The sequence below is a fragment of the Micromonospora sp. WMMD730 genome (genome assembly GCF_049178955.1).
Classification (GTDB): domain Bacteria; phylum Actinomycetota; class Actinomycetes; order Mycobacteriales; family Micromonosporaceae; genus Micromonospora; species Micromonospora wenchangensis.
The window spans coordinates 93,326-120,069 of sequence record NZ_JBMHML010000002.1 but is presented as its reverse complement, the minus strand read 5'-3'; the positions used below and the strand labels follow the sequence as shown (position 1 = coordinate 120,069).

The 26,744-nt window shown below is 73.4% G+C and carries 22 protein-coding genes; 11 read left to right on the top strand and 11 right to left on the bottom strand.

What is annotated here, in order from left to right:
- The first annotated feature begins 24 nt into the window (after positions 1–24).
- The 6 genes from ACN265_RS00570 (at position 25) to ACN265_RS00545 (ending at position 7,954) form a co-directional block, all read left to right on the top strand.
- Complete coding sequence (locus ACN265_RS00570; RefSeq protein WP_357932729.1) at positions 25–162, top strand: hypothetical protein; 138 nt, start codon at positions 25–27, stop codon at positions 160–162.
- Entirely contained in the window at positions 159–1,868 is a 1,710-nt protein-coding gene (locus tag ACN265_RS00565) for an acyclic terpene utilization AtuA family protein (protein ID WP_421405716.1), read from the top strand. Before ACN265_RS00570 ends, ACN265_RS00565 begins: the two co-directional genes overlap by 4 nt.
- A complete protein-coding gene (locus ACN265_RS00560) occupies positions 1,865–3,061 on the top strand; it encodes an acyl-CoA dehydrogenase family protein (RefSeq protein WP_421405715.1) in 1,197 nt (398 codons plus the stop codon). Before ACN265_RS00565 ends, ACN265_RS00560 begins: the two co-directional genes overlap by 4 nt.
- Positions 3,058–4,659: an acyl-CoA carboxylase subunit beta gene (locus ACN265_RS00555; RefSeq protein ID WP_421405714.1), complete on the top strand. Its 1,602-nt coding sequence runs from the start codon at positions 3,058–3,060 to the stop codon at positions 4,657–4,659. Before ACN265_RS00560 ends, ACN265_RS00555 begins: the two co-directional genes overlap by 4 nt.
- A 128-nt stretch (positions 4,660–4,787) precedes the next feature.
- Entirely contained in the window at positions 4,788–6,794 is a 2,007-nt protein-coding gene (locus tag ACN265_RS00550; protein ID WP_421405713.1) for a biotin carboxylase N-terminal domain-containing protein, read from the top strand.
- Positions 6,791–7,954 (top strand): acyl-CoA dehydrogenase family protein, encoded by a 1,164-nt coding sequence (locus ACN265_RS00545; RefSeq protein ID WP_377683519.1) that lies wholly within the window; start codon positions 6,791–6,793, stop codon positions 7,952–7,954. The genes ACN265_RS00550 and ACN265_RS00545 overlap by 4 nt, the downstream gene beginning before the upstream one ends.
- A 34-nt stretch (positions 7,955–7,988) precedes the next feature.
- Here the strand turns inward: ACN265_RS00545 and ACN265_RS00540 are convergent, their stop codons facing one another.
- From ACN265_RS00540 to ACN265_RS00530, 3 genes are all read right to left on the bottom strand, one after another.
- Positions 7,989–9,029: a hypothetical protein gene (locus tag ACN265_RS00540; RefSeq protein ID WP_204927055.1), complete on the bottom strand. Its 1,041-nt coding sequence runs from the start codon at positions 9,027–9,029 to the stop codon at positions 7,989–7,991.
- Positions 9,026–9,967, bottom strand: coding sequence for a transporter substrate-binding domain-containing protein (locus tag ACN265_RS00535; protein WP_421405712.1), 942 nt, complete (start codon positions 9,965–9,967; stop codon positions 9,026–9,028). Before ACN265_RS00535 ends, ACN265_RS00540 begins: the two co-directional genes overlap by 4 nt.
- 175 nt (positions 9,968–10,142) lie before the next feature.
- Positions 10,143–11,936 carry an alpha/beta fold hydrolase gene (locus tag ACN265_RS00530; RefSeq protein ID WP_421405711.1) on the bottom strand — a complete coding sequence of 598 codons (1,794 nt, stop codon included), beginning with the start codon at positions 11,934–11,936 and terminating at the stop codon, positions 10,143–10,145.
- Between the two features lie 129 nt (positions 11,937–12,065).
- Between ACN265_RS00530 and ACN265_RS00525 the strand changes: the two genes are divergently transcribed.
- Positions 12,066–12,392 (top strand): hypothetical protein, encoded by a 327-nt coding sequence (locus tag ACN265_RS00525; protein ID WP_204927052.1) that lies wholly within the window; start codon positions 12,066–12,068, stop codon positions 12,390–12,392.
- On the opposite strand, the gene ACN265_RS00520 is transcribed toward ACN265_RS00525, so the two are convergent.
- The 7 genes from ACN265_RS00520 to ACN265_RS00490 all read right to left on the bottom strand — a co-directional run bounded on the left by ACN265_RS00520 (position 12,379) and on the right by ACN265_RS00490 (position 20,305).
- Positions 12,379–13,935: a serine/threonine-protein kinase gene (locus ACN265_RS00520; protein WP_204927051.1), complete on the bottom strand. Its 1,557-nt coding sequence runs from the start codon at positions 13,933–13,935 to the stop codon at positions 12,379–12,381. The genes ACN265_RS00525 and ACN265_RS00520 overlap by 14 nt on opposite strands.
- A 30-nt stretch (positions 13,936–13,965) precedes the next feature.
- Positions 13,966–14,484, bottom strand: coding sequence for a hypothetical protein (locus ACN265_RS00515; RefSeq protein ID WP_204927050.1), 519 nt, complete (start codon positions 14,482–14,484; stop codon positions 13,966–13,968).
- 164 nt (positions 14,485–14,648) lie between these two features.
- Entirely contained in the window at positions 14,649–18,224 is a 3,576-nt protein-coding gene (locus ACN265_RS00510; RefSeq protein WP_421405710.1) for an adenylate/guanylate cyclase domain-containing protein, read from the bottom strand.
- Complete coding sequence (locus tag ACN265_RS00505) at positions 18,221–19,021, bottom strand: MBL fold metallo-hydrolase (protein ID WP_357932705.1); 801 nt, start codon at positions 19,019–19,021, stop codon at positions 18,221–18,223. Before ACN265_RS00505 ends, ACN265_RS00510 begins: the two co-directional genes overlap by 4 nt.
- 124 nt (positions 19,022–19,145) lie before the next feature.
- Positions 19,146–19,607 carry a RidA family protein gene (locus tag ACN265_RS00500; RefSeq protein WP_421405709.1) on the bottom strand — a complete coding sequence of 154 codons (462 nt, stop codon included), beginning with the start codon at positions 19,605–19,607 and terminating at the stop codon, positions 19,146–19,148.
- 11 nt (positions 19,608–19,618) lie between these two features.
- The gene (locus tag ACN265_RS00495; RefSeq protein WP_088643831.1) at positions 19,619–19,774 is read right to left on the bottom strand and encodes a DUF4177 domain-containing protein; all 156 of its coding nucleotides are present in this window, start codon (positions 19,772–19,774) and stop codon (positions 19,619–19,621) included.
- 45 nt (positions 19,775–19,819) lie between these two features.
- The gene (locus ACN265_RS00490; RefSeq protein WP_421405708.1) at positions 19,820–20,305 is read right to left on the bottom strand and encodes a hypothetical protein; all 486 of its coding nucleotides are present in this window, start codon (positions 20,303–20,305) and stop codon (positions 19,820–19,822) included.
- A gap of 327 nt (positions 20,306–20,632) precedes the next feature.
- On the opposite strand from ACN265_RS00490, the gene ACN265_RS00485 reads away from it, so the two are divergent.
- From ACN265_RS00485 to ACN265_RS00475, 3 genes are read left to right on the top strand one after another with little or no spacing between them, the layout of a single operon-like run.
- Positions 20,633–21,238: a hypothetical protein gene (locus ACN265_RS00485; protein WP_421405707.1), complete on the top strand. Its 606-nt coding sequence runs from the start codon at positions 20,633–20,635 to the stop codon at positions 21,236–21,238.
- A 26-nt stretch (positions 21,239–21,264) separates the two neighbouring features.
- Positions 21,265–22,242, top strand: coding sequence for an ArsA family ATPase (locus tag ACN265_RS00480; protein WP_204927045.1), 978 nt, complete (start codon positions 21,265–21,267; stop codon positions 22,240–22,242).
- Between the two features lie 54 nt (positions 22,243–22,296).
- Positions 22,297–23,445, top strand: coding sequence for an ArsA family ATPase (locus ACN265_RS00475; protein WP_421405706.1), 1,149 nt, complete (start codon positions 22,297–22,299; stop codon positions 23,443–23,445).
- Positions 23,446–23,516: 71 nt separating this feature from the next.
- On the opposite strand, the gene ACN265_RS00470 is transcribed toward ACN265_RS00475, so the two are convergent.
- Complete coding sequence (locus ACN265_RS00470) at positions 23,517–23,837, bottom strand: WhiB family transcriptional regulator (RefSeq protein WP_088643826.1); 321 nt, start codon at positions 23,835–23,837, stop codon at positions 23,517–23,519.
- Positions 23,838–24,239: 402 nt separating this feature from the next.
- Here ACN265_RS00470 and ACN265_RS00465 point away from each other — a divergent pair, with 402 nt between their 5' ends.
- A complete protein-coding gene (locus ACN265_RS00465; protein WP_421405705.1) occupies positions 24,240–26,669 on the top strand; it encodes a penicillin-binding protein in 2,430 nt (809 codons plus the stop codon).
- Positions 26,670–26,744 lie beyond the last annotated feature (75 nt).

Here is a 26,744-nt window from a genome sequence, read left to right as displayed (position 1 = left end):
CCGGCCCACCCGACCGGAGGCACCATGGTCGACCCGACCGCACCGCTCGTCGATCCGACCGACGAGTCCGACCAGCCCGATGCGCCGTCCGCCGAGGCGTGCGCGCGGCCGGCCCCCGGCCGGACGATCCGCGCGAGCGCGGCCGGGACGGCCGTCCGGTGACCGGGGTGCTGCGGGTCGGCAACGCCTCCGGCTTCTACGGCGACCGGTCCACCGCCTGGCGGGAGATGCTCGACGGCGGCGAGCTGGACGTGCTGACCGGCGACTACCTGGCCGAGCTGACCATGCTGATCCTCGGCCGGGACCGGCTGCGCGACCCCGGTCTCGGCTATGCGAAGACCTTCCTCCGCCAGCTCGAAGGGTGTCTCGGCACCGCCCTCGACCGGGGGGTACGGATCGTCACCAACGCGGGCGGGTTGAACCCGGCCGGGCTGGCCGCCGCGATCGGCGCGCTCGCCGACCGGCTCGGCCTCGCCGTCCGGGTCGCCCACGTCGAGGGTGACGCCCTGGCCCGGCCGGACGCGCTCACCGCCAACGCCTACCTCGGCGCGTTCGGCATCGCCGCCTGCCTCGACGCCGGGGCGGACGTGGTGGTCACCGGCCGGGTCACCGACGCCTCGCTGGCGGTCGGGCCGGCCATCGCCCGGTTCGGCTGGGGGCGGGACGACCTGGACGCGCTGGCCGGGGCGACCGTCGCCGGGCACCTGATCGAGTGCGGGGCGCAGGTCACCGGCGGCAACTTCAGCTTCTTCACCGAGCTGCCCGACGGCGGGCACCGGCCCGGCTTCCCGATCGCCGAGATCCACCCGGACGGCTCGTCGGTGCTCACCAAGCACCCCGGCACCGGCGGCGCGGTCACCGTCGAAACGGTCACCGCCCAACTGGTGTACGAGGTGGGCGGCCCCGACTACCTCGGCCCGGACGTGGTGACCCGGCTGGACACGGTGAGGCTGCGCCCGGACGGGCCGGACCGGGTCCGGGTGGACGGGGTCCGGGGCACCCCACCGCCGGACACCCTCAAGGTGGGCGTCAACAACCTGGGCGGCTTCCGCAACGCGATGACGTTCGTACTCTGCGGGTTGGACGTCCCGGCCAAGGCCGCCCTGGTCCGGGGGCAGATCGAGGCGGCGGTCGGTGCGGACGGGCTGGAGTTCACGCTGGCCCGTACCGACCATGTCGACGCGGTCGACACCGAGACGGCGAGCGCGCTGCTGCACGTACACCTGCGTGACGGTGACCGAGCGCGGGCCGGGCGGGCGTTCTCGGCGGCGGCGGTGGAACTGGCCCTCGCCTCCTACCCCGGCTGCACCCTGACCACCCTGCCCGGCGACGCCATCCCGTACGGGGTCTTCACCGCCGACGCGGTGCCCCAGGCCGACGTGCCGCACGTGGCAGTCCTGCCCGACGGCACCCGGCTGCCGGTTCCCCCGCCGCCACGGACGGTGGCACCGGCCGTGGCCGGTCCGACGCCCGGCACGGCGGGCCCGACCCCGATGGCCGGGCCGACCCGGCGGGGGCCATTGGGTGAGCTGGTCGGGGCGCGGTCGGGCGACAAGGGGGGCGACGCCAACCTCGGCGTCTGGGCGCGTACCGACGCGACCTGGGAGTGGCTGCGCGGGTGGCTGACCGTCGACCGGCTGGCCGAGCTGCTGCCGGAGACGGCCGCGTCGACCGTCGAGCGGTACGAGCTGCCGAACCTGCGGGCGGTCAACTTCGTGATCCGGGGACTGCTCGGGCCGGGGGTGGCCGCCTCCACCCGGTTCGACCCGCAGGCCAAGGCGCTCGGCGAACTGCTCCGCTCCCGCATCGTCGACCTGCCCGCCGCCCTCACCCCCGGACCGCCGGCAGCCGGGGAGGCGGACCGGTGACCATCGTGGACACCCCGGAGCGGCGGCAGTTACGGGAGTTGACCAGGGCCTTCGTCACCCGGGAGGTGCTGCCGCACCTGGCCGACTGGGAACGGGCCGGCGAGGTGCCGCGCGCGCTGCACGCCACCGCCGCGAAGCTCGGCCTGCTCGGCGTCGGCTTCCCCGAGTCGGTCGGCGGCAGCGGCGGCGACCTGCTCGACTCGATCGTGGTCACCGAGGAGATCATCCGCTCCGGCGGCTCGTCCGGGCTGGTCGCGGCCCTGTTCACGCACGGTATCGCGCTGCCGCACATCGTCGCGGCGGCCGGCGGGCGGACCGGCGGCACGCTCGGTGGCCGGCTCGCCGCCCGCCGGTCCGCCGCCGACGATCCCCTGGTCAACCGGTACGTCCGGCCGACGCTGGCGGGCGAGCTGATCGGCGCGCTGGCGATCACCGAACCGGACGCCGGCTCCGACGTCGCCGCGATCCGCACCACCGCCCGCCGCGACGGCGACCACTATCTGGTGAACGGGTCGAAGACGTACGTGACCAGCGGGGTACGCGCCGACTTCGTCACCACCGCGGTCTGCGGCGACTTCCCCGGCAGCGGGTCGCTGCACCTGCTGGTGATCGACAAGGACACCCCCGGGTTCACCGTCGGCCGGAAGCTGGACAAGCTCGGCTGGCACTGCTCGGACACCGCCGAGTTGTCCTTCGTGGACGTGCGGGTGCCGGTGGGCAACCGGATCGGCGAGGAGGACACCGGCTTCCTGGCGATCATGCAGGGCTTCGCCGCCGAGCGGCTCTCCCTGGCCACCCAGGCGTACGCGACGGCGCAACGCTGCGTGGAGCTGTCGACCCGGTGGTGCCGGGACCGGTCCACGTTCGGTCGTCCGCTGGCCAGCCGGCAACTGGTCCGGCACCGGCTGGCCGAGATGCACACCCGCGCCGAGGCGGCCCGCGCGTACGTGCACCAGGTGGCCGCCCGGGTGGCGGCCGGCGAGCCGGTGGTGACCGAGGTGGCGATGGCGAAGAACGTCGCGGTGGCCGCCTGCGACCAGGTGGTCGACGCCGCGCTGCAACTGCACGGCGGCTTCGGCTACCTGCGCGACGCCGAGGTGGAGCGGCACTACCGGGACGCCCGCATCCTCGGCATCGGCGGCGGCACCACCGAGATCATGAACGAGATCATCGCGAAGGGCCTGGGTCTATGACGACACTGGAGAGTGCGGTCGATCCGGCCGCGCCGGCCTTCGTGGCCAACCGGGAGGCGCTGCGGGAACGGCTGGCCGAGTTGGACGCCGCGCTCGACCAGGCGCGGGCCGGCGGCGGCGAGAAGTACGTGGCCCGGCACCACCGGCGCGGCAAGCTGCTGCCCCGGGAGCGGATCGAGCTGCTGCTGGACCGGGACAGCCCGTTCCTGGAGTTGTCGCCGGTCGCCGGGTACGGCAGCGACTTCCCGGTCGGGGCGAGCGTGGTCACCGGCATCGGCGTCGTCGAGGGCGTCGAGTGCCTGGTCGTCGCGAACGATCCGACGGTACGCGGTGGCGCGGTGAACCCGTGGTCGCTGGCGAAGACCCGGCGGGCCGGCGAGATCGCCCTGGCGAACCGGCTGCCGATGGTCAACCTGGTGGAGAGCGCCGGGGCGGACCTGCCCACCCAGGCGGAGATCTTCATTCCGGGCGGTCGGGTGTTCCGCGACCTGACCCGGCTCTCCGCCGCCGGGATCCCCACGGTCAGCGTGGTCTTCGGCAACGCCACCGCCGGTGGCGCGTACGTGCCGGGGATGTCCGACCACGTGATCATGATCCGGGACCGGTCGCAGGTCTACCTGGCCGGGCCGCCGCTGGTGAAGATGGCCACCGGCGAGGTCACCGACGACGAGTCGCTCGGCGGCGCGGCGATGCACGCCGGCACGTCCGGCCTCGCCGACCAGCTCGCCGAGGACGAGCGGGACGGCATCCGGTTGGCCCGGCGGTGCGTACGCCGGTTCAACTGGCGCAAGCAGGGTCCACCGCCGCGAGACCCGGCACCCCGAACGCCGAGGTACGACCCGGAGGAGCTGCTGGGCATCGTCAGCGCCGACCTGAAGGTGCCGTTCGACCCGCGTGAGGTGCTGGCCCGGGTCCTCGACGGCAGCGAGTTCGACGAGTTCAAGCCGGCGTACGGCACCGCGCTGGTCACCGGCTGGGGCGAGCTGCACGGCTACCCGGTGGGGGTGCTGGCGAACGCCCGGGGGGTGCTGTTCAGCGCGGAGGCGCAGAAGGCGGCCCAGTTCATCCAGCTCGCCAACGCCGCCGACACCCCGCTGGTCTTCCTCCAGAACACCACCGGCTACATGGTCGGCACCGAGTACGAGCAGCGCGGCATCATCAAGCACGGCGCCCTGATGATCAACGCGGTGGCGAACTCGACGGTGCCGCACCTGACGGTCAACCTGGGTGCCTCGTACGGGGCCGGCAACTACGGCATGTGCGGCCGGGCGTACGAACCGAGGTTCCTGTTCACCTGGCCGAACGCGAAGTCGGCGGTGATGGGTCCGGCGCAGTTGGCCGGGGTGCTGTCGATCGTCGCCCGGCAGGCCGCCGCCGCCCGGGGCCGGGACTACGACGAGGACTCCGACGCGGCGATGCGGATGATGGTCGAGCAGCAGATCGAGTCGCAGTCGGGGGCGCTGTTCCTGTCCGGCCGGCTCTACGACGACGGGGTGATCGACCCCCGGGACACCCGTACCGTCCTGGGGCTCTGCCTGTCGGCGATCCACAACGCACCGGTGAAGGGCGCCGACGGCTTCGGCGTCTTCCGGATGTGATCCCGTGAGCGCGAGGAACGCAGCGAAGCGGAGTCCCGCAGCCGCGAACGAAAGGCGAGCACCGTGAGCGCGAGGAACGCAGCGAAGCGGAGTCCCGCAGCCGCGAACGAAAGGTGGGATCGGCGCTCGTGATTCAGAAGCTCTTGGTGGCCAACCGGGGGGAGATCGCCCGGCGGGTCTTCACCACCTGCCGGGCGCTCGGCGTGGCGACGGTCGCCGTGCACTCCGACGCCGATGCGGACGCGCCGTACGTGGCCGAGGCCGACGAGGCGGTCCGGCTGCCGGGGAACACGCCCGTCGAGACGTACCTGCGGATCGGGTCGATCCTGGACGCGGCCCGGCGCACCGGCGCGGACGCCGTCCACCCGGGTTACGGCTTCCTCGCCGAGCACGCCGGGTTCGCGGCGGCGGTGACCGACGCGGGCCTGACCTGGGTCGGTCCGCCGGCCGAGGCGATCGCGGCGATGGGCGACAAGATCGCCGCGAAGGAGCTGCTCGCCGGGGCGGGCGTGCCGATGCTGCCCACCTGGACCGACGGCGACGAGGTCACCGACTTCCCAGTGCTGGTCAAGGCGTCCGCCGGGGGCGGCGGCCGGGGGATGCGCATCGTCCGCGACCCGGCCGACCTGCCGGCGGCCGTCGACTCGGCGCGCCGCGAGGCCGCCGCCGCGTTCGGCGACGGCACGGTCTTCGTCGAGCGGTACGTCGAACGCGGCCGGCACGTCGAGGTGCAGATCTTCGGCGACACCCACGGTACGGTCGTGGCGCTCGGCGAGCGGGACTGCTCGATCCAGCGGCGGCACCAGAAGATCGTCGAGGAGGCCCCGGCGGTCCTGCCCGACGGGGTGCGGGAGCGGCTGCACGCGGCGGCGGTCGCCGCCGGGCGGGCGGTCGACTACGTCGGGGCGGGGACGGTGGAGTTCCTGCTCGCCCCGGCGGGCGAGTTCTTCTTCCTGGAGATGAACACCCGGCTCCAGGTGGAGCACCCGGTCACCGAGGCGGTCACCGGGCTGGACCTGGTCCGGCTGCAACTACTGGTCGCCGAGGGCGGTGCGTTGCCGGTGCCGGCGACCCCGCCGGCCGACGGCCACGCGATCGAGGTACGGCTGTGCGCGGAGGACCCGACGCAGGGGTTCCGGCCGGCGACCGGCACGCTGCACCGGTTCACGGTGCCCGGGGTGGCCGGCGAGTTCACCCCGACCCGGGGCCTGCGGCTCGATTCGGGGGTGGACACCGGGTCGACGGTGAGCGTGCACTACGACTCGATGCTCGCCAAGCTGGTCGCCTGGGCACCGACCCGGGCGGAGGCGGCCCGGTCGCTCGCCGGGGCGCTGGCCCGCGCCGAGCTGCACGGGGTGGCCACCAACCGGGACCTGCTGGTCCGGGTGCTGCGCAGCGCGGAGTTCGGCGCGGCGCAGGTGGACACCGGGTTCCTGGACGCACACCCCGGGGTTTTCGCGCCGCTGCTGCCGGCCGACCGGCTGCCGGTCGCCGCGCTGGCCGCCGCGCTCGCCGGGGCCGCCGCACGTCGGGCCGCCGCCCCGGTGCTCGCCGGTCTCCCCTCGGGCTGGCGCAACGTGCCGGCCGTCCCCCAGGCCGTCCGGTACGCCACGACGACCGGGGACGAGATCGAGGTGCGCTACCGGCTGGACCGGTCCGGCGCGCTCGCCGACTGGTCCACCGGCCCGGCCGTCGCCGACCCGACGGCCACCGACGCACCGGACGCGCCGCCGGTGGTGGAGCTGGTGACGGCGGCAGCGGACCGGGTGCTGCTCGACGTGGCCGGGGTGCGGCGGGTGTTCCGCGTACACCGGGCGGGGTCGGTGGTCTTCGTGGACGGCCCGGACGGGGCGGCGGAGCTGACCGAGCTGCCCCGGTTCCCGCTGCCCCGCGCGGCGCTCGCGGTCGGGTCGCTGCTCGCGCCGCTGCCCGGCACGGTGACCCGGGTGCACGTCGGGGCCGGTCAGCGGGTCGCCGCAGGTGACCTGCTGCTGACCCTGGAGGCGATGAAGCTGGAACATCCCGTGCTCGCCCCGACCGACGGTGTGGTCGCCGACCTGCCGGTGCCCCCCGGTGGGCAGGTCGAGACGGGTGCGGTGCTGGCCGTGGTCAACCCCGAGGAGGCACCCCGATGAACTTCGACCTCACCCCCGAGCAGGATCAGCTCCGCGACGCCGTCCGCGCGCTGGGCCGCCGGTACGGCCACTCCTACTTCGTCGAGAAGGCGAAGTCCGGTGGGCACACCACCGAGCTGTGGGACGAGGCCGGTCGGCTCGGCTACCTGGGCGTCAACGTCCCCGCCGAGTACGGCGGTGGCGGTGGCGGCCTCACCGAGCTGGCCATCGTCTGCGAGGAGCTGGCCGCCGCCGGGTGCCCGCTGCTGCTGCTGGTGGTGTCGCCGGCCATCGCCGCCACGGTGATCAACCGGCACGGCACCGAGGAGCAGCGCAAGCGGTTCCTGCCCGGGTTCGCCGACGGCTCGCTGAAGGTGGTCTTCGCGATCACCGAGCCGGAGGCCGGGTCGAACTTCCACCGGCTCGGCACGGTGGCCCGCCGCGACGGCGACGACTGGCTGCTCTCCGGCCGCAAGTGCTACATCTCCGGCGTGGACGAGGCGCAGTACGTGCTGGTGGTGGCGCGTACCGAGGACGCGGCGACCGGGAAGCTCAAGCCCGCGCTGTTCGTGGTGCCGACCGACGCGGCCGGATTGACCCGGTCCAAGCTGGACATGGAGATCGTCTCCCCGGAGAACCAGTTCCTGCTCTACCTGGACGACGTCCGGCTGCCCGCCGACGCGCTGGTCGGCGGGTCGTTGGACGCCGGCCTGCCGGCGTTGTTCGCCGGGTTGAACCCGGAACGGATCACGGTCGCCGCGATGGGCGTCGGCACCGGCCGGTACGCCATCGAGCGGGCCACCGACTACACCGCCACCCGCAAGGTCTGGGGTGGGCGGAGCATCGGCGCGCACCAGGGTGTGGCGCATCCGTTGGCGCACGCGGCGGTGCAGGTGGAACTCGCCCGACTGATGATCCACAAGGCGGCCACCCTGTACGACGCGGGCCGCGACCTGGAGGCCGGCGTGGCCGGCAACATGGCCAAGTACGCGGCCGGGGAGGCCGCCGCGCTGGCCGTGGACACCGCCGTGCAGGCCCTCGGCGGGGCCGGCATGACCACCGAGTACGGCGTGGCGACGCTGCTCGGCGCGGTGCGGGCCGGTCGGATCGCCCCGGTCAGCCGGGAGATGATCCTCAACTTCGTCGCCCAGCACGTGCTGGGCCAGGAGAAGTCCTACTGACCCCCTGCGACGGTCACCCGCCGGCAGCGCCCGGTCAGTGCACGGCGCGGCAGGCCGCATCGGTACGGTGCACCGGGCGCACCCGCCGGCCCAGCCCCTCCAGCAGCGAGTCCTCGACGTGGTAGTCGCGGATGCGCAGCCGGTGCCGGGGCAGCTCCTCCTCGCTGGGGCAGAGCACCTGGGCGCGGACGTCGTCCACCGGCACGTACCGGACGCCGCCGCGTTCCTGGAGCAGCACCATGTTGACGTCGTCCACAGTGACCACGTGTCCCCGGACGTCCTCGGTGACGCCGGGGCTCGACTCCACAGTGGTCACGGTGAGCGGCAGCACCGGGGTGGTGATCACCGGCAGCGCCGCCCAGACCAGCATGGCCAGCACCGCCGCCTCGGTGACCGACGCGAGCGGCCGGATCACCGCCCCGGGCAGCGGGCCGGTCACCGCGAGGGCGAGCAGCGGCGGGGCGACGAGCAGCGCCAGGACGAGCAGTTCCCGTTGCTGCCACGCGTCGACCAGGGTGGGGGCGAGCAGCCACCCGTAACCGCCGAGCAGCGCCACCACGAGCAGCGTCCGGGGCACCACGTGCTCGTGCAGGCGGGCCGGGGTGAGCTGGAAGGCGGCGACGAACGCCGGCAGCAGCAACGGCAGGTAGAGCAGTTGCCAGGTGACCAGGGCGGTGAGGAAGCTCGCCAGCACGAACCAGGCCGGGGTGAGGTCCGCCCAGCGGACGAAGAGTGGGCGGCGCACGGCCGGCGGCATCCGTTCGACGCTGACCCGCAGCACCGCGCCGAGCGCGAAGACCGCGACCAGGCCGGTGGAGAGCAGCCGGGCGGCGGTGGTGAGGAAGCCGGCGAGCAGGTTCACCGGCCCGACGTTCGCCACCAGCAGCAGCGTGGTCTGGAGTTCGCCGCCCGCCTCGACGCCGAGGCGCAGCACGGAGAAGATGGCGGGCACGCCGACCACGGCCGTCCAGAACGACTGGCTGGCCCGCGCCCGCCGCTCCACCGCCGGGTCCCAGCCGTCGCGCACGGCGACGGTGGTGGCGCCCAGATCCTGCGGTACGGCCGGGGCGGTCACCGGGTCGGCGCCTTGTCGTCGAAGTCGACCAGTTCCGGCACGTTCAGCGGCTGGGGCTGCGCCTTCTCCGCTTTCAGATACGGTGCGAGGGACCTGGTGTAGGCGGTGATCCACGGGCTGCTGATCCCGTTGCGGCCCTGCAGGTAGCTCTTCTGCAGGGCGAAGGCGACCAGGTCGCGCAGGGCGGGGTCGCCGATCGGCACCCCGATGCCGAGCAGTTCGCTGGTGCCGAAGGGCATGTCGACGATCTCGAACTCGGTCGGGTAGAGGGAGAGGAACCCGGCGAGGATCGTCTCGTCGGAGCTGACCGCGTCGTAGCGGCCTTCCCGGATGCCCTTGACGCAGTCGCCGACCTCCTTGACCACCAGCGCCTTGACGTCGTGCTTGGCAAGCTCGGCCTCGGTGGTGGAGCCACCGCTGGTGCACACCTTGTAGGTCGGTTCGCGGAGGTCCTCGATGGTGCGGATCTTGTCCCTGAGCCGGGTCGGCACCATCACCTCCTGGGTGGTGACGAAGTACGGCCCGGCGAAGCTGACCAGCTTCTCCCGCTCCTCGGTGATGGAGAAGCTGGAGACCACCAGGTCGACCACGCCGCCCTGGAGGGCGGGGATACGGTCCTCGGTGGTCACCGAGACCCACTCGATGCGCTGGTCACCCTCGTAACCGAGGTAGGAGGCGACGTAGCGGGCGATCTCCACGTCGAAGCCGGAGTGCACGCCGTTGCGCAGCTCCCCCATCAGCGGCTCGGTGGTGGCCACCCCGATCTTGATCTTCGGCTGACCGTCGATGTGCGACTCGCGCAGCTTGTCGCGGACCGAGGGCAGCGACGGTTCACGGCGGTTCTCGCAGCCGGCGGCGGCGGCCAGGGTGAGGGCCAGGGCCACCGCCAGGGTGGTGGTGACCGATCGGACCCGGTGGCGGGCGGAGATGTGGTTCATCGGCGCACCTCGCTGACGGACAGCCTGGGGACACCGAGGGTAGCGGCTCCCGTCCATCTCCGTCGCGCCGCATCGCGGTGCCGGGTCGACCGCCGCGACGTCCACCCGACCAGCCGGGGAGAGAAGCCCGGGGTACGACGGACGACCCGAGCGCCCGTCGTACCCCGGAGTCGGATCAACGTACGGTCAGCGAACCCGCCAGGGGCAGCGGCGCGACCACCGGCGGCAGTCGCTTGGGCGCACCCCGGGCCGGCAACCCGGCGGCGGCCAGCGCGTTCTTGTCGGAGGCGGCCCGCCCGGCCGGCTCCGACGCCCCGACGAACGGCTGCACGTCACCGACGCAGACGGTGCCCTCGGCCGGCAGCGCCCCGCGCAGCAGGTACGCGTCGATCGCCCCGGTCACACAGGCCGACGTCCCGTATGCGGTGTGGCCCCAGCTGTCGCTGCTGAGCAGCCGGCTGTTCGGCAGCAGCCGCGCCGAGGTCACCGCCCCCTGGTAGCTGGTGGCCGGGTCCCAGTAGTTGCCCACCACCAGCACCGGTGCGGCGGTCCGGCGGTCGAACGGCCCGGTCCAGGCGTCGGCGTCGCGGACCGTCCAGGCGTCCCGGGCACACAGCGCGGTGATCCAGGACCAGGGCCGCCCGAAGTAGGGTGCCCGCTTGTCCTGCTGGGCACTGAGCGCGGGCCAGTCGGCGAGCTTCCCGGGGTGGTAGGCGTCGGTGCAGTCGACGCCCATGGTCTCCAGCCCGTTGTCGTACGGGAAGTCGAACCGTCGCTGCTCACGGGCCTGTGCGGCGATCCGGCCGAGCGCCGCGCGCGCCCCGGCGAGTCGGGCCGGCGACGCCGACTGCGGGTCGGTGAGGGTGAGCAGAAGTGCGGTGCTATCCACGATCGGCTCCCAGCCGTAGGGGCTGTAGAGCGCGCTGAGGCTGGCAGCCACGAAGTCGGCGTAGCTGACGGTGAACGGGCCGGCGTCCGGGTCGTCGATCACCACGGGCTTCTGCCGCAGCCGCCTGGCCACCAGATCGTAGGAGGCGACCGGGTCACCGGCGGCGGCGAGGGGGCACGCCTGCGGGCCGGCCCCGGCGCAGCGGGCCAGGATCTCCCGCAACGCCCGGTAGGCGGCATCGGAGCTGCGCAGCCGGGACTCCTGGAGCTGCTCACGCGCCTTACCCTGGCCGACCCAGGCGGCCGGGTTGAGCACCCCGTCGACGGCGACCGCGCGGACCCGGTCCGGGAACATGTTCGCGTAGTACTGGCCCAGCGCGGTGCCGTAGCTGAAACCGAGGTAACTGAGCTTCTGGTCGCCCACCGCCCGGCGCAGCACGTCCATGTCCCGGGCCACCTCGGCGGTGGACATCGCCGAGGTCAACGGCCGACCGGTGGTCGAACACGCCTGGCCGACCGCCTTCGCCGACTTCAGGTACGCCTTCTCCTCGGCCTTCGTCCACGGGAAGGCGACGTTCAGACCGGCGTACGCCCGGGTCTGCTCCTTCACCGACGGGAAGCACCGGACGTTGGTGCTGGCGGCGACGCCGCGCGGGTCGACACCGACGATGTCGAACCGGTCGAGCAGGTCGTCGCCGAGGAAGGACGGCGCGGCCAGCGCGATGTCGGTGCCCGAGCCACCCGGGCCGCCCGGGTTGAGGAAGAGGCTGCCGATCCGGGCCTGCTGGTCGCGGGCCTTCACCCGGAGCAGGGCGACCTCGGTGGTGGCGCCCTTCGGCTTGTCGTAGTCCAGCGGCAGTGCGACGGTGGCGCACTCGGCGTAGCCGTAGCAGGCGTACCAGTCGAGCTTCGGGGTGGGCACGCTGTCGACGCGCCGGGCCTCGGTGCGGCTGGTCCGATCGGGCACGGCGGGGCGGGTGTGCGGGCTGCCGGGCGCGGCGGCTGCCGGCACGACCGCCATCGTGGTGAGGAGCAGGCCGGCGACGACCGCAGCAGCCAGCGACCGGGTGGTTTGTGGCATGTAGATGCCCTCCGGTGGGATACGGGACGAGTCGAGACGACACCTCGACGTTCGTCACTCTAGGCAGAACGGTCAACCACACTGGGCCGTATGGTTTGACAGCACGCCCGAAAAGGCCATGCTTGTCAGGTGAGGCGATTCCTGAGGCCGGACGCGCGGACCGTGGCGGTGGTCGCGGCGCTGGCGACCGCCGCGGTGGTGGTGGTGCTGGTCTTCCGGCATCCCGCCGGCATCGTGACGGTGGGGTTGGCGCTGCTCGGTGTCCTCTTCGCCACGGTGACCGGCACCGCGCTGGCCGCACTGCGCGAACGCGACGACCGGGAGCGACCGGTCGGGGCGGCCGCCCCGGGCCTGCCGGAGGCCGGCTCGTTCCTCGATGCCGACACCCTCGACGCGTTGGACACCGCGGCGGTGTTGAGCCGGCTGCACCGGATGCGCGAGGTCAGCGACCAGTGAGGGTGGGGGCGACCAGGGCGTTCACGCCCCGCCCGGCGAGACAGCGGTAGGTGCGGTCGAAATCCTTCTCGCCGGGTGGCAGCACTTCGAGCCGCCAGCCGTTGGCGTAGTCGATCCCGCTGGTCAGCCGGAACGTCCGGGCGTTGCACACCGACCGGACGGTCGGGTCGGCGCTGATCGCGTCGTGCCCGGCGGCGGCCAGCGCGGCCGGCAACTGCCCCTCCACGTACGTCTCCCAGGTGTGCCGCCCCTCGCAGGAGACCTGGGCGGCCTCGGCCCGGTCGCCGCGTAGCCGGACGGGGCCGAAGCACTCCAGCACGGGGGCGCACCGGGCGCCGGGCGGCAGGACCGCGGCGGTGCCGTCGGCGGCGCAGCCGGGCAGGGCACCCCAGCGGGCGGCCGGGCTGGACGAGCCGACGGTCGACGGGGCGGCGGTCGGCCCGGCCAGTGGCGGTGCGCCACCGGCGACCCACGCTCCGGCGCTCGCCGAGGCGGCCAGGGCGAGCACCCCGGCGCCGCCGAAGAACCAGCGCCGCCGCCGCCGTGTGCCGTGCGGCACGGTCGGGTGGTCGTCCTGGGACGGAGGGCGGGGGGTGGGCCGCCCGGTGCTCCGTCCGGGTTGGCTGGTGGTCCACCCGAGGGTGTACGGCCCACCGCCGCCGGTGCCCCCGGACGGCCCGCCGGAGACCGGGGCGCCGCTGACCGGGGCGGGAGCCGGATCGACGGGCAGCGCGGTCAGCAGGTCGCGCAGTTCGAGGGCGGAGGGGCGGGCGTCGGGGTCGTTGGACATCCCGGCGCGCAGCACGTCGACCAGTTCGGTGGGCACCCCGGGCAGGTCGGGGATCGGGTGGTGGAACAACTCCAGCACGGTGACCAGGCTCGGGTTGCGCTCGGACTGCCAGCGCGGGGGGCGGCCGGTCATCACCGCGTAGAGGGTGGCGCAGAGGGCGTACACGTCGACGGCCGGTGACGGCGGGCTGTGGTTGAACATCTCCGGCGGGGCGTAGGCCGGGGTGAGCACCTCCAGGGTGACCGAGGCGTCCCGTGCCTCGGCCAGCACGGCCAGCCCGAAGTCGGCGAGCACCGCCGAGTTGAAGTGCGAGTGCAGGATGTTGGCCGGCTTGACGTCGCGGTGCAGCACCCCGGCCGCGTGGGAGTGGGCCAGCGCGTCGGCGATCTTGATGCCGAGGTCACGGGTCTCGGACGCGTCGAGCGGCGAGGTCCGCATCCGTTCGGCGTACGACCCGTCGCACAACTCCATGATCAGATAGGGGTGCTGGTCGACTGTCACCCCGACGTCGAAGAGGTCGACCACGTGCGGGTGCGAGGACATCCGCCCGGCCGCCCGCGCCTCCCGCAGGAACCGGGCCTGGTCGCGTTCGTTGTCCAGGGTGCGGTTCTCCACCTTGACGGCGACCTCCCGACCGACGGAGATCTGGGTGGCCCGGTAGACGGTGGCGTAGCCACCCCGGGCAAAGACCTGCAAGTCGGTCAGACCGGGCACATTGGGCAGCCGAAGGGCGCCGGGCGGGGTCTCGGTCACGGCTCGAAAATACCCGTTCCGCCGGGGCGCTCAGCGGTCCGTACCGGCGGCGGTGGCCGGACCGGCGGCGGCCGACCGGCTCGTCGTGCCCCCGGATACGCCACTGACCTGCGACGGTGTCGAGTTGGGAGCGCTACCGTCCCCACCTGCTGATCGACGGGCGTCGAAGCGCAGGCCGAGCGCCGTCGCCACCGCGCCCGCACCCTCCCACAACGCCACCCCGATGAACCGGTCCGGTGCCACGTCGGCCAGCACGGTCAGCGTGAAGACGGTGAAGGTGACCAGCCGGAACACCACTGTGAACCGGTAGAACGCCCGCCACTCGGTCGCCACCGCCAACAGGTAGTAGACGCCCATGTTGAACGAGGCCATCGAGGACGCGGTGAGGAACGTGCCGGTGTAGTCGCCGGGTGCCCGGGTCGCCGGCACCTCGAAGCCGAGCATCCGCAGCTGCGCCTCCGGCCACACCAGCCCGAGCGCACCGAGCAGCACCGCCAGCACCCCGAAGACCGCGATCGTCCAACCGGCGCCCGAACGCGGCAACCTCATCCTGCCCCCCACCCGACGGCGCGACCGGCACCCAGTGGCGGTCGCGTGAAGTGACACGCTAACCGTCCCGGCCGACAGGCGCACATCCCCGGAACCGACAGACCTGCCGTCCGCGGACGATCACCGCCCGGCGGACCACCGCCGGCACCCGCCGACCGTCCCGGTCAGACCCCGTCGGCCAGCCGGGCCGCCAGGGCGTCGGCGCTGGCCCGTTCGCTGCGCTGCTCGGTGGCGTACGCCAGCCGCACCGCCTCCTGCGCGCTGGCCAACGCCTCGGCCGGACGACCGCACGCCGCCAACGCCTCGGCCAGCACCCCGGCGCCGATCACCTGGCTGCGGACGTCCTCCGCCGGGGCGGCGACCGCCCGTCGGGCCCAGTCCAACGCCTGCTCCGACTGGCCGTGGGCGAGCAGCGCGGAAGCGTACCGGGCGAGGGTCTGCCGGCGGGAGAACAGCAGGGTCGGCGTCTTCGCAGCGGTCGTCGCCACCGGAGCGAGCAACCCGACCGCGGTGGCCGGGTCACCGGCGGCGAGCCGGGCGGTGGCGAGCAGCACCCGGGGCGCGGCCTGCGCCGGTGCCTGCGGGTTGTGCGGTTCGACGGCGGTCAGCACCGCACGGGCGTCCCGCTCGGCGGTCTCGCAGTCGCCCATGTCCAACGCCACGAAGCCGCGCAGCGTGCCGGCCATCCCGGTCAGCAACGGGTGCGAGGTCCGCCCGGCGTACGCGAGGGCGTCGGTGAACAGGTCGGCGGCGTGCTCCGGCTCACCCAGCCCCCGCGCCACCACCCCCCGGACGACCAGGGCGAAACCGCGCCCCCAGTCGTCGGAGACGGCGGCGAAGTCCCGGTACGCCCGGCGGGCCGACCGGTCCGCCTCGGCCACCTCGCCCATCTCCGCCCCGGCGAACGCCTCGACCGCGCGCAGCGTGCCCACCGCCCACGCCTCGCCGACCCGTTCCCCGAACGGCAGGAAGATCCCGGCCAGCCGGCAGGCCTCCCCCAGTCGGCCGGCCAGCAGCCGGGCGAAGGCGGTGGTGCCGCGCAGCCAGGCCCGCCCGTACGGGTCCTTCAGCTCGGCGAAGAGCCGGGCGGCCCGACCGAGCACCGCGTCGGTGCCGGCGAAGTCCCCCCGGGTGGTGGTGACCCAGGCGAGGTTCTGCAACGCCCACGCCTGCCCGCGCAGGTCCTTCGCGGCGAGGCTGATCTGGTAGGAGGCGGCGAGGCGGCTGCTCGCCTGCCCGAGCCGGCCGGCGACGAAGTCGGCCATCCCGAGCCGGCGCATCGCCGAGGCCCGCAGGTTGGTCACCTCCCCGGCGGTGGCCACCTGCAACGCCTCCTGCCAGCAGGCCACCGCGCGGGCCTGGTCGCCCTGGGTCTGCTGGGCCTGACCGGCGAGCAGCAGGGCGCTGGCCCGGGTGCCGGCGTCGTCACCGGCGTTGGCGGCGATCTTCTCGGCGAAGGCGAGCGCGTCACCGACCCGGCCCACCTGGAGCAACGCCCGCGCGTGCACCACCCGGTCGGCCGGGGGCAGCCCGTCGCGGGCCAGGTCGGCGGCGCGTTCGGCGTACTCGACGGCCAGCGCCGGCTCGCCGGCCTGCAACGCCCGGCGGGCGGCCCGGCCCAGCGCGGCCACCCCGAGCCCGGCGACCGTCCGGGCCGGCGAGTCCGGGCGGAGCTTCACCGCGTCGGCGAGGACGGCGGCCCGCTCGACCTGCTCGGCCACGAAGTCGTCGCGGGCCGCGTCGGTGAACCCGCCCGGCGGGGCGACCGACGCGCCGGGGACCCCGGTCGCCCAGCGGGCCAGCGCGGCGTGCCGTTCGGCGAGTTCGGCCTTGCTCACCCCGGCGTAGGCGGCCTCCCGCATCAGCGGGGTGGCGAACGCGAAACCGCTGCGGGTGCGGTGCAGCATCCGGCGTTGCAGCAGCTCCTCCACGGCCCGTTCCAGCTCGACGGCGGCCACCGCGCCGGGCCGGCCGGCGGGCCCGGACCGTTGCTCACGCAGCGCCTCCAACGCGCCGGTGGGCACCACGTCGCCGACCACGGCGGCGTCCCGCAGCACCGACCGGGCCTCCGGCGGGAGCGCGTCGATGCGGGCGGCGAGCACGGCGGCGAGGTCCCGGGAGAGCAGCCGACTGCCCAGCGACCCGGGCACCAGCCGCCAGCCGCCGTCGGGACCGGCGGTCAACGCTCCCCGTTCCCGCAGCAGGGTGACCAGTTCGGCCAGGTAGAAGGCGTTTCCCTGGGCGGTGGCGAGCAGCCGGTCGGCGTCGGCCTGGGGCAGCCTGCCGCCGTTGAGATAGCTGGTGAGCAGGCGGGAGGCGTCCGCGCCGCGCAGCGGCGGCAGCGGTTGCACCTCGGCGTCGGCGATCCAGGTCAACGCCCCGGCGGTACGGACCAGCTCCGGGCGGCCCAGCAGCATCACCAGGACCGGGCCGGTGAGCCGGGACAGCGTCGCGCCGAGGGCGGCGATCGTCTCGCCGGTGGCGTCGTGCAGGTCGTCGACCACGATCACCAGCGGCGCCTCGGCGGCCAGGGCGCTGAGCAGCCCGGCCACCGCGACCGGCACCGCCTCGGCGTCGGCGGCCGGCGGGGTGGTCCCCCAGCCGCCCTGTTCACCGGGGCTGCCGGCGGGCAGTTCGGCGTACCCGAGCAGGGCCAGGAGCTGGTCACCGGCGAGCGGTGGCGCATCGGCGCGCAGCCGGCCGAGCCGCTGGGCGAGCCGGCGCAGCCGTTCCTCCACGGCCGGCCGGGTGAGCGCGGTGGAGGTGTCGCTGGGCAGGCCGACGGCGGCCCGGACCAGGTCGGCCAGCGGGGCCAGCCGACGCCGCTCGCCGAAGGCGGCGCAGCGTACCGAGAGCACCCGGGCCCCGCTGTGGGCGGCGTACCGGCCCGCGCCGACGTCGTAGCCGGCGGCGAGGCGTTCCACCTCGGCGGCGAACCGGGACTTGCCGATCCCCGCCTCGGCGGTCATCAGCAGCACCCGGGGTTCGCCCCGGTCGATCACCTCGGCGAGCCGGCCGGCGACCCGGCCGATCTCGGTCTCCCGCCCCACGAAGGGCGCCTCGTCGCCGAGCCCCGACCGGGTGCCCGGGGCGTCGAGCAGGCCCAGCAGCTCGTACGCCTCGACCGGCTCGCGCTTGCCCTTGAGCCGCAGCGGGCGCAGCACCCGCCAGGAGGCGACGTGCCGGGTGGCCGACGAGGTACGGGCACCGGCGTAGATCGCGCCGACGGCGGCGGCGTCGGCCAGCCGGGCGGCGGTGTTCACCGTGTCCCCGATGACCGTGTACTCGATGGCGGCCTGGATGCCGGCTATCACGTCGCCGGTGTTCAGCCCGACCCGCAGGCCGAGCGGTGCGCCGCCGCCGCGTTCGTCGTCGAGCACCCGGCGCACGGCCCGCTGCATCGACAGGGCGGCCCGCACGGCCCGCTCGGCGTCGTCCTCGTGGGCCACGGGCGCGCCGAAGACCGCCATGATGCCGTCGCCGGTGAGCTTGTCGACGTGCCCGCCGAACGTCTTCACCGCGCCGGCGAGCGCGGCGAGCACCCGGTCGGTGACCGCGCCGACGCGTTCCGGGTCGAGGTCCTCCGACCAGGAGGTGAACTCGGACAGGTCGCCGAAGAGCACGGTGACGACCCGGCGTTCGGCGGTCGGCAGGCCGGCGGCGGCCGGCAGCGCCGCCCCGCAGTTGTGGCAGAACCGCGCGCCCGGGACGGCGAGCGTGCCGCACACCGGGCAGGTCACGGCTGCTCCACTCCCAGGTACTCCAGTTGGGCGCGGACGGACCACTCGGCGGCCCACCACAGCGACCGGTCCACGTCCGCGTAGACGGTCGCCACCACCTCGGGTGCGGTGCGCGCGCCCGCGTCGACGGCGGCCCGGACCTGGTCGAGCCGGGCCCGGCGGTGGGCGAGGTAGAAGTCGGCCGCCGCGCCGCAGTCGGCGAGCGCCGGGCCGTGGCCGGGCAGCGCCGGGATTCCCTGGTACGCGGACAGCCGCTCCAGGCTGGTGAGGTAGTCGCCGAGGTGGCCGTCGGGGTGGGCGACGACGGTGGTGCCCCGGCCGAGGATGGTGTCCCCGGTCAGCACCACCCGCTCGGTGCCGTACGACACCAGCAGGCAGACCGAGTCGGCGGTGTGCCCCGGGGTGGCGATCAGGTCGATGCCCAGCCCGTACCCGTCGAGCTGCCCGGCCGCCCCGGTCAGCGGGTCCCCGCCGAGGGTGTGCGCCGGGTCGACGGCGAGCACGGGGACGCCGCCGAGCAGGTCGCTCAGCCGGGGGGCGCCCTCGGTGTGGTCGGGGTGCCCGTGGGTGATCAGCACGAGCCCGACCGGGCCGGATGCCGCCACGGCGGCCAGGTGCCCCTCGTCGGCCGGGCCGGGGTCGACGACGACCGCCCGGGCCGCGTCGGGGGCGCGCAGCAGCCAGGTGTTGGTGCCCTCCAGGGTCATCGGCCCCGGGTTGGGGGCACGCAGCAACGTCACCCACTGCGGCAGCCGGTCGGCCGGTGCGGCCGGCGGTGCCGTCACATGCCCGGTCATGGCTGCGATCGTACGACCCTGTGCGCCACTCCCCGCGATCTTGCCGAACCGGCCCACTGGTTTTGTGGTCCTTCACGGCTTTCGACCGACCGGTCGGGTCAGCTCGCGGGGAGTGGCGACGCGGTCAGGCCACCTCGACGATCAACTCGATCTCGACCGGGGCGTCCAGCGGCAGCTCGGCCACCCCGACGGCGGAGCGGGCGTGCCGGCCGGCCTCCCCGAAGACCGCGCCGAGCAGGTCCGAGGCTCCGTTGATCACGGCCGGCTGGCCGTGGAAGCCCGGCGCCGAGGCCACGAAGCCGGTCAGCTTCACGATCTTGACGATGTTCTCCAGGCCGACCAGCGAGTCGACGGCGGCGAGGGCGTTCAGCGCGCACCGCTCGGCGAGGTCCTTGGCCTGCTCGGGCGAGACACCCGCGCCGACCTGGCCGGTGGCGAGCAGCTTCCCCTCGGCGACGGGCAGTTGACCGGAGACGTAGACGTGCTGACCGGACTGCACGGCCGGGACGTAGCTGGCCACCGGCGGCACCACCTCGGGCAGGGCCAGGCCCAGCTCGGCCAGCTTGGCGTGGGGTCCGTTGCTCATCCTCGGTCCCTTCAGCCCTTGGGCCGCTTGAGGTACGCGACCAACTGGTCCGGGTTCGGGCCGGGGATCACGGCGACGAGTTCCCAGCCGTCCTCGCCCCAGTTGTCGAGGATCTGCTTGGTCGCGTGGACCAGCAGCGGGACCGTGGCGTATTCCCACTTCTGCATCGGTGGAAGGCTCCCTTGCCTGGCGTGGACTGTGTCGTCGACAGCCTACGGTCCGGGTGCCGGCCGGGGCGCGGGACGCTGCTCGGGGGCGGTGGGCAGCTCGCCGCACTGCCCGGCGTGGTCGTACGGCTGGGGGCAGCGGGACCGGTCGGGCAGCAGCAGGTCGCAGAAGACCCGGTGCCTGTTGTTCTGGTCGTCGGCGGTGGAGACGGTGGTCTCGCCGGCGTCGAGTTCGACGAGGAAACCCAGCGAGGTGGCCACGGTGCCGGCCAGCGCGGTCGCCGCCGCCAGATCGGCCACCCGGATCGGCAGGTGGATGACGTAGCCGGGCTCCTCGTCGTCCCGGCCACGGTCACCGGGGCGGCCGAGCATCCGCAGCACCTCGGTCGGTTCGGCGCAGCGCCGGTAGGAGCGCTCGTTCATCGGCAGCCCCGTGCCGGGGGCGTCCGCGTCACCGGCCGAACCTCCCCGCCTCCCCCGGTCTCCTGATGCTGAGAAGTGGGCTCGGGCGATGTTCTCCGCGTCGCGCATGTACCTTCCTCCGGCCTCGTACCATGAATGACCGCCGTCCGGACCGGGTGCCGACCCGATCCGCTCCCCCACACCCGGACGAACGTAGGACCCCGCCCGACACGGGGACAACGGGACGCGCACGGTTGATCACACAAAGTCACATATGCGACACTCGCCTGATCCGAAAAACGATCGCGATCCACAGCAGGTCGTGAGCGGTCCGCCACGCGCCGCCCATCGACCGTTACCCTTGCGCCTCGGACGGGCGATCAGGGGTCGCCCGCCGCGCCCGTACCCGCGTCGTCGCCAGGGGCGGCGACGGCGCCCCATCCCCCGGGGGACCACATGACCCATCCACCGTTCGGTGGCGCGAGCGGATCGCCAGGCGGACCACCGCCACGGCACGACCCACCAGACCCGGGCGGGACGACCGCTCCCGGCCTCTCCCCGTCAGGTGTCGGCGCGCCGCCATCGACCAGTCACCCCGGGTACCGGGCGGCGACCCCGGCGCGGCGACGCGGCCCGCTGGCCGCCTGGCTCGCGCTGGCGGCGGCCGTGGTGCTCTGCGGCGGCGGCGGGACGCTCGCCTTCCTGACCCTGCGCGACACCGAGGGCGGCGAGGGGGCCAAGGAGCCGACGGTGGCGGTGGACGGCTTCCTCACCGCCGTCTACCAGGAACGCGACGCCGGCAGGGCGGCCAACTTCGTCTGCGCGGAATCACGCGACCCGCAGAAGATCAACGCCAAGGTGGCCGAGGTGCAGAAGTACGCCACCACCTACATCAACCCGCGGTTCCGCTGGTCCAGTCCGACGGTCGACAGCCAGAACGGGGACCGGGCCACCGTCTCCACCACCCTCACCATGACCACCGCCGACGAGAAGATCGCCGAGCAGCCGTTGCGGTTCACCGTCGTACGGAAGACGGGTTGGTGGGTCTGCGAGGTCGGCTGAGCGCGCGGGGTGGATAGGCTCGACCGGTGCGAGCAGCTGAGCGGCCGGCCGACCCGGCCGGTACCGGATGGCCGTCCCGCCTGCACGTGGTGACCGGCAAGGGCGGCACGGGCAAGACGAGCGTGGCGGCGGCGCTGGCGCTCGCCCTGGCCGCCGGCGGCCACCGCACCCTGCTGGTCGAGGTGGAGGGCCGGCAGGGCATCGCCCAGCTCTTCGGGGTCGAACCCTTCCCGTACGCCGAGCGGCACCTCGTCGACGCCCCAGGCGGCGGCGAGGTGCGCGCCCTCGCGGTGGACGCCGAGGAGGCGTTGCTGGAGTACCTCGACATGTTCTACAAGCTCGGCGCGGCCGGTCGGGCGCTGCGCAAGCTCGGCGCGATCGACTTCGCCACCACCATCGCCCCGGGCCTGCGGGACGTGCTGCTCACCGGCAAGGTCAAGGAGGCCACCACCCGCACCGCCGGCCAGCGCCGGGTGTACGACGCGGTGGTGCTGGACGCCCCGCCGACCGGCCGGATCGGTCGTTTCCTCAACGTCACCGCCGAGACCGCCCGGCTGGCGAAGGTCGGCCCGATCAAGACCCAGAGCGACGGGGTGTCGGCGCTGCTGCGCTCCCCGATGACCGCGGTGCACGTGGTGACGCTGCTGGAGGAGATGCCGGTCCAGGAGACGGTGGACGCGATCGCCGAGCTGACCCAGCTCGGCTTCCCGGTGGGCCGGGTGATCGTCAACGCGGCCCGCCCGCCGTCGACCACCGGCCGCGAGGTGACCCGGGCGGAGCTGCGACGTGGGCTGGCCGCCGCCGGCCTGCCGACCGACCAGGCGACCGTGGCCGGGCTGGCCGGCGAGGCGCGGGACCAGCGGGTACGGCGGGAGCTGGAGGATTCGCTGCGGACCGACCTGGTGGAGCTGGGGCGGCCGGTGACCGAGCTGCCGTTGCTGCCCGACGGGGTGGATTCGGCCGGGCTGGCGGCGTTCGCCGAGATCCTCCGTCGGGCGGATTGACGCACACCTCACGTCGGCCCGGGCGCACGGACCCCACCGGCCCGATACGCTCGATTGGTGCCTTCCGAAGACGCGGCGCCCGTGCTGGACGTCGACCAGATCCTCGCCGACCCCGGCGTGCGCATCGTGGTCTGCTGTGGCGCCGGCGGGGTGGGCAAGACGACCACCGCGGCGGCGCTGGCGCTGCGGGCGGCCGAGCGGCACGGCCGGCGCACGGTGGTGCTCACCATCGACCCGGCCCGCCGGTTGGCCCAGTCGCTCGGCCTGACCGAGCTGGACAACACCCCCCGCCGGGTCAAGGGGATCGACGTCGAGGCCGGCGGCGGTGAGCTGCACGCCATGATGCTGGACATGAAGCGCACCTTCGACGACGTGGTGCTCCAGCACACCGACCCGGCGAAGGCGGCGGAGATCTTCGCCAACCCGTTCTACCAGGCCATGAGTTCCACCTTCGCCGGCACCCAGGAGTACATGGCGATGGAGAAGCTCGGCCAGTTGCACGCCCGGGGCGAGTGGGACCTGATCGTGGTGGACACCCCGCCGTCCCGCTCGGCGCTGGACTTCCTCGACGCCCCGGCCCGGCTCTCCCGCTTCCTGGACGGCCGGATGCTGCGACTGCTGCTCGCCCCGGCCCGCAGCGGGGGGCGGAGCATGTTCAGTTTCGTCACCGCCAGCTTCGGGATGTTCTCCCGGGTGGTGCAGAAGGTGCTCGGGGCGCAGCTGCTGACCGACCTCTCCGGCTTCGTCGCGGCCCTCGACTCGATGTTCGGCGGGTTCCGGCAGCGGGCCGAGCAGACGTACCGGATCCTCCAGGCCGGCGAGACGGCGTTCCTGCTGGTGGCGACGCCGGAGCCGGACGCGGTCCGGGAGGCGGCCTACTTCGCCGGGCGGTTGGGCGCGGAGCGGATGCCGCTGGCCGGGCTGGTGCTCAACCGGGTGCACCGGCCGGCGGTGGATCTGGACCCGGCGACGAGCCGGGCGGCGGCCGACCGGCTGGTCGAGTTGGGTGGGCACGACGCCACGGTCGACGTGCTGCGGGCGCACGCCGCGCTGGCGCAGCAGGCGGCCCGCGAGCAGCAGGTGGCCCGGCGGTTCACCGAGGCGTTCCCGGCGGTGCCGACGGTGTCGGTGACGGCGCAGCCCGCCGACGTGCACGACGTCGACGGGCTGCGGACGATCGGCGCGGCGATCAGCCACCCCTGACCTGCGGGCCGGTCCACCCGTCCGGGCCCGCGCCGGGGAAGACCGTGGTCCGGTCGGACCACGGTCGGGCCTCAACCGGCGGCGGTGACCAGGATCTTGTCCTTGCCGCTGCGGTCCTTGGCGTTCTTCTTCATCGCCGCCTCGAACATCTTGCGCCAGCTCGCCACCTGCGGGTGCCGGCGCAGCAGGGCACGGCGCTCCCGTTCGGTCATGCCGCCCCACACGCCGAACTCGATGCGGTTGTCGAGCGCGTCGGCCAGGCACTCGTACCGCACCGGGCAGCTTCGGCAGATCCGCTTCGCGACGTTCTGCTCGGCGCCCTGTACGAACAACGCGTCCGGGTCCCCGTTCTGACACGCCGCCAGCGACGGCCAGTCAGTGATCATCCCCATCTGTACACGTCCCCCCTTGCAGTACCAACCGACTCGTGCGACCAGCCGTCGTTCCCCCCGGTCGTCCGGCCCGTTCCTTCCCCAAGGAGGCACGGACGACGTGTGGCTCGTGTCGCCGCCACCATCATGCTCTGTAGTCGCATGATTACGCAACGTTGTCGGCGAAATCCAACATTCCGGACAGTCCCGGCTTCCCGGGCCTTCGATCGCCGCTTACCCCCTCGGAGTACGTGAAAACGCTGCGCGGGCTCCACCGATCGGTGGAGACTCGGCGCGGTAACCCGCAACCTCGCAGCGGGGGTCGTGCGTTTAGCACAACGAGGTCGGCGCGCGCAGGAAATGGGGAAAGAACGCCCCGGCGCCCCTCGTTCCCTACTCGCGTACCCTGTCGAGGTGACCTGGATGCGGAAACGTGACCACAATGTCTTCACCAACGCCGCATCGCTACTGATCTGCGGCCTGCTGGCCGGTGTGGTGGTGGCGGCGGCGGCCTTCCCCGCGGTGGCGATGTCCGGCCTGGCGGCCAAGGCCGGCGCCGAGACCTTCGGAGCGCTACCCAAGGAGCTGACGGTGGCCCGCGCGCCACAGATCAGCTACCTGCTCGCCAACGACGGCAAGACCCCGCTGGCGACCATGTACGACGAGAACCGGCGCGACGTGAAGCTCGCGGACATCTCCCCGTACATGCAGAAGGCGATCATCGCCGCCGAGGACCACGACTTCTACAAGCACAACGGCGTGGACATCAACGGCGTGGCGCGGGCCTTCGTCAACAACCAGTCCGGCACCAACTCGCAGCAGGGTGCGTCCACCCTGACCATGCAGTACGTCCGGCTGGCCATCGCCTACTCGGCCACCCACCCGGCCGACGTGGTGGCCGCGACCGAGGACACCAGCTCCCGCAAGATCCGCGAGATGCGGCTGGCCCTCCAGGTCGACAAGGAGTTCTCGAAGGACGAGATCCTCACCCGCTACCTGAACCTCGCCTCCTTCGGCAACGGCGCGTACGGCGTCTTCGCCGCCAGCCAGGTGTACTTCGGCAAGTCGCCCAAGAACCTCAAGATCGAGGAGGCGGCGCTGCTGGCCGGCATGGTCAAGGCGCCCACCACCAACGATCCGACCACCCGCAGCGGCTACCCGCTCGCGCTCGACCGGCGTAACTACGTCATCGACAACATGGTCAAGACGCAGGCCATCACCCAGCAGGAGGGGGACGCCGCCAAGGCGACCAAGCTGGTGGTGAAGGACAAGCGCACCCCGAACGGCTGCGTCGCCACCAACCAGAAGGACTGGGGCTTCTTCTGCGACTTCTTCTACCGCTGGTGGCTCTCGCAGGAGACCTTCGGCTCCACCACGTACGACCGGGAGCGGCGGCTCAAGAGCGGCGGCTACACCATCACCACCACGCTCGACGTGCAGGCGCAGAACGGCGCCGACCGGGCCGTCCGCAAGAACCTCGGGGTGAACAGCAAGGCCGCCCGGATGGTCGCCGCGATCGAGCCGGGCACCGGTCGGGTACGCGCGCTGTCGGTGAACCGGAACTTCAAGATCGATGACCCGAAGAAGCCGCAGAACAAGTACTCCAGCGACCCCAAGAAGGCCAAGAAGAAGATCCGGGGCAACTACCCCAACACGGTGAACCCGCTGCTCAGCGGCGGCCAGGGCATCACCGGCTACCAGGCCGGCTCGACGTTCAAGATGTTCACCATGGTGGCGGCGCTGGAGAAGGGCATCCCGCTCGCCTACCCGATCAACTCGCCGCCGGTCTTCAAGTCGGATTACATCGTCCAGCAGAACTCACCGGCCGCCTGCCCGGGGACGCACTTCTACTGCCCCAAGAACGCCTCGGCGAGCATGGCCGGCGTGCACAACATGTGGACCGCCTTCGGCAGTTCGGTCAACACCTACTTCGTCCCGCTGGAGCAGCAGGTCGGCGCGGAGAACGTGATCAAGGCGGCGCAGAAGCTCGGCATCACCTTCCGCAGCAGCGACGACGCCCGCCGGGCCACCAAGGAGGGCGGCGCCAACCAGTGGGGCGCGTTCACCCTGGGTGTCTCCCAGACAACCCCGCTGGAGCTGGCGAACGCCTACGCCACCCTGGCGGCCGACGGGAAGTTCTGCGAGCCGATCCCGGTGCAGCAGATCAAGGACCCGGAGGGCAACAAGCTCGACGTCGCCAACCCGCGTTGCGAGCAGCGGATCTCCACCGAGGTGGCCCGGGCCGCCGTGGACGCGGCCCGCTGCCCGGTCGGTGACCGGTCGTCGGTCTCCAAGTGCGTCGGGGCGACCGCCCGCAACGTCCGGGGCATCGTCGGCAAGCCGGTGGCCGGCAAGTCCGGCACCACCGACGGCGACAAGACCTCGGCCCTGGTGGTGATGACCAAGCAGTTCGCGGTGGCCGGCATCATGGCCGACCCGGACTGGCCGCAGACCAACCAGCGGATGGGTCACGACGAGACGCCGACCGGCATCAACCCGGCGGTCTACCAGACGCTGCGGGACGCCATGAAGGGCAAGCCCGGCATCGAGTTCACCCCACCCAACGGCAAGATCATCAACGGTGACCAGCGTTCCATCCCGAACGTGAAGTGCCAGTCGGTGGACGGTGCCCGGGGCAAGCTCAAGGAAGCCGGCTTCTCCGTCGTCGTCTCCGACAACAAGATCGCCTCGGACTGCCCGGCCGGCTCCGTCGCCGGCACCAGCCCCAACGGCCGCACCATCAAGGGCGGCGTGGTCACCATCGAGGTGAGCAGCGGCGGCGGCAGCACCGCGAACGGGCCGAACGGGCCGGGTAACACTGGCACCCCACCGGGCCGTCCACCGGGCAACTGACCCCTACCGACGCCGACGGGCGGGCACCCCATACGGGGTGCCCGCCCGTTCCGCATTCACGGTAAACGGAACTCA

What these genes read in the sequence shown, in the direction of transcription:
- ACN265_RS00570 (WP_357932729.1), top strand. Translation starts at nt 25, where the DNA reads ATGGTCGACCCGACCGCACCGCTCGTCGATCCGACCGACGAGTCCGAC.
- ACN265_RS00555 (WP_421405714.1), top strand. Translation starts at nt 3,058, where the DNA reads ATGACGACACTGGAGAGTGCGGTCGATCCGGCCGCGCCGGCCTTCGTG.
- ACN265_RS00545 (WP_377683519.1), top strand. Translation starts at nt 6,791, where the DNA reads ATGAACTTCGACCTCACCCCCGAGCAGGATCAGCTCCGCGACGCCGTC.
- ACN265_RS00535 (WP_421405712.1), bottom strand. Translation starts at nt 9,967, where the DNA reads ATGAACCACATCTCCGCCCGCCACCGGGTCCGATCGGTCACCACCACC.
- ACN265_RS00530 (WP_421405711.1), bottom strand. Translation starts at nt 11,936, where the DNA reads ATGCCACAAACCACCCGGTCGCTGGCTGCTGCGGTCGTCGCCGGCCTG.
- ACN265_RS00515 (WP_204927050.1), bottom strand. Translation starts at nt 14,484, where the DNA reads ATGAGGTTGCCGCGTTCGGGCGCCGGTTGGACGATCGCGGTCTTCGGG.
- ACN265_RS00505 (WP_357932705.1), bottom strand. Translation starts at nt 19,021, where the DNA reads ATGACCGGGCATGTGACGGCACCGCCGGCCGCACCGGCCGACCGGCTG.
- ACN265_RS00500 (WP_421405709.1), bottom strand. Translation starts at nt 19,607, where the DNA reads ATGAGCAACGGACCCCACGCCAAGCTGGCCGAGCTGGGCCTGGCCCTG.
- ACN265_RS00495 (WP_088643831.1), bottom strand. Translation starts at nt 19,774, where the DNA reads ATGCAGAAGTGGGAATACGCCACGGTCCCGCTGCTGGTCCACGCGACC.
- ACN265_RS00490 (WP_421405708.1), bottom strand. Translation starts at nt 20,305, where the DNA reads ATGCGCGACGCGGAGAACATCGCCCGAGCCCACTTCTCAGCATCAGGA.
- ACN265_RS00485 (WP_421405707.1), top strand. Translation starts at nt 20,633, where the DNA reads ATGACCCATCCACCGTTCGGTGGCGCGAGCGGATCGCCAGGCGGACCA.
- ACN265_RS00470 (WP_088643826.1), bottom strand. Translation starts at nt 23,837, where the DNA reads ATGGGGATGATCACTGACTGGCCGTCGCTGGCGGCGTGTCAGAACGGG.
- ACN265_RS00465 (WP_421405705.1), top strand. Translation starts at nt 24,240, where the DNA reads ATGCGGAAACGTGACCACAATGTCTTCACCAACGCCGCATCGCTACTG.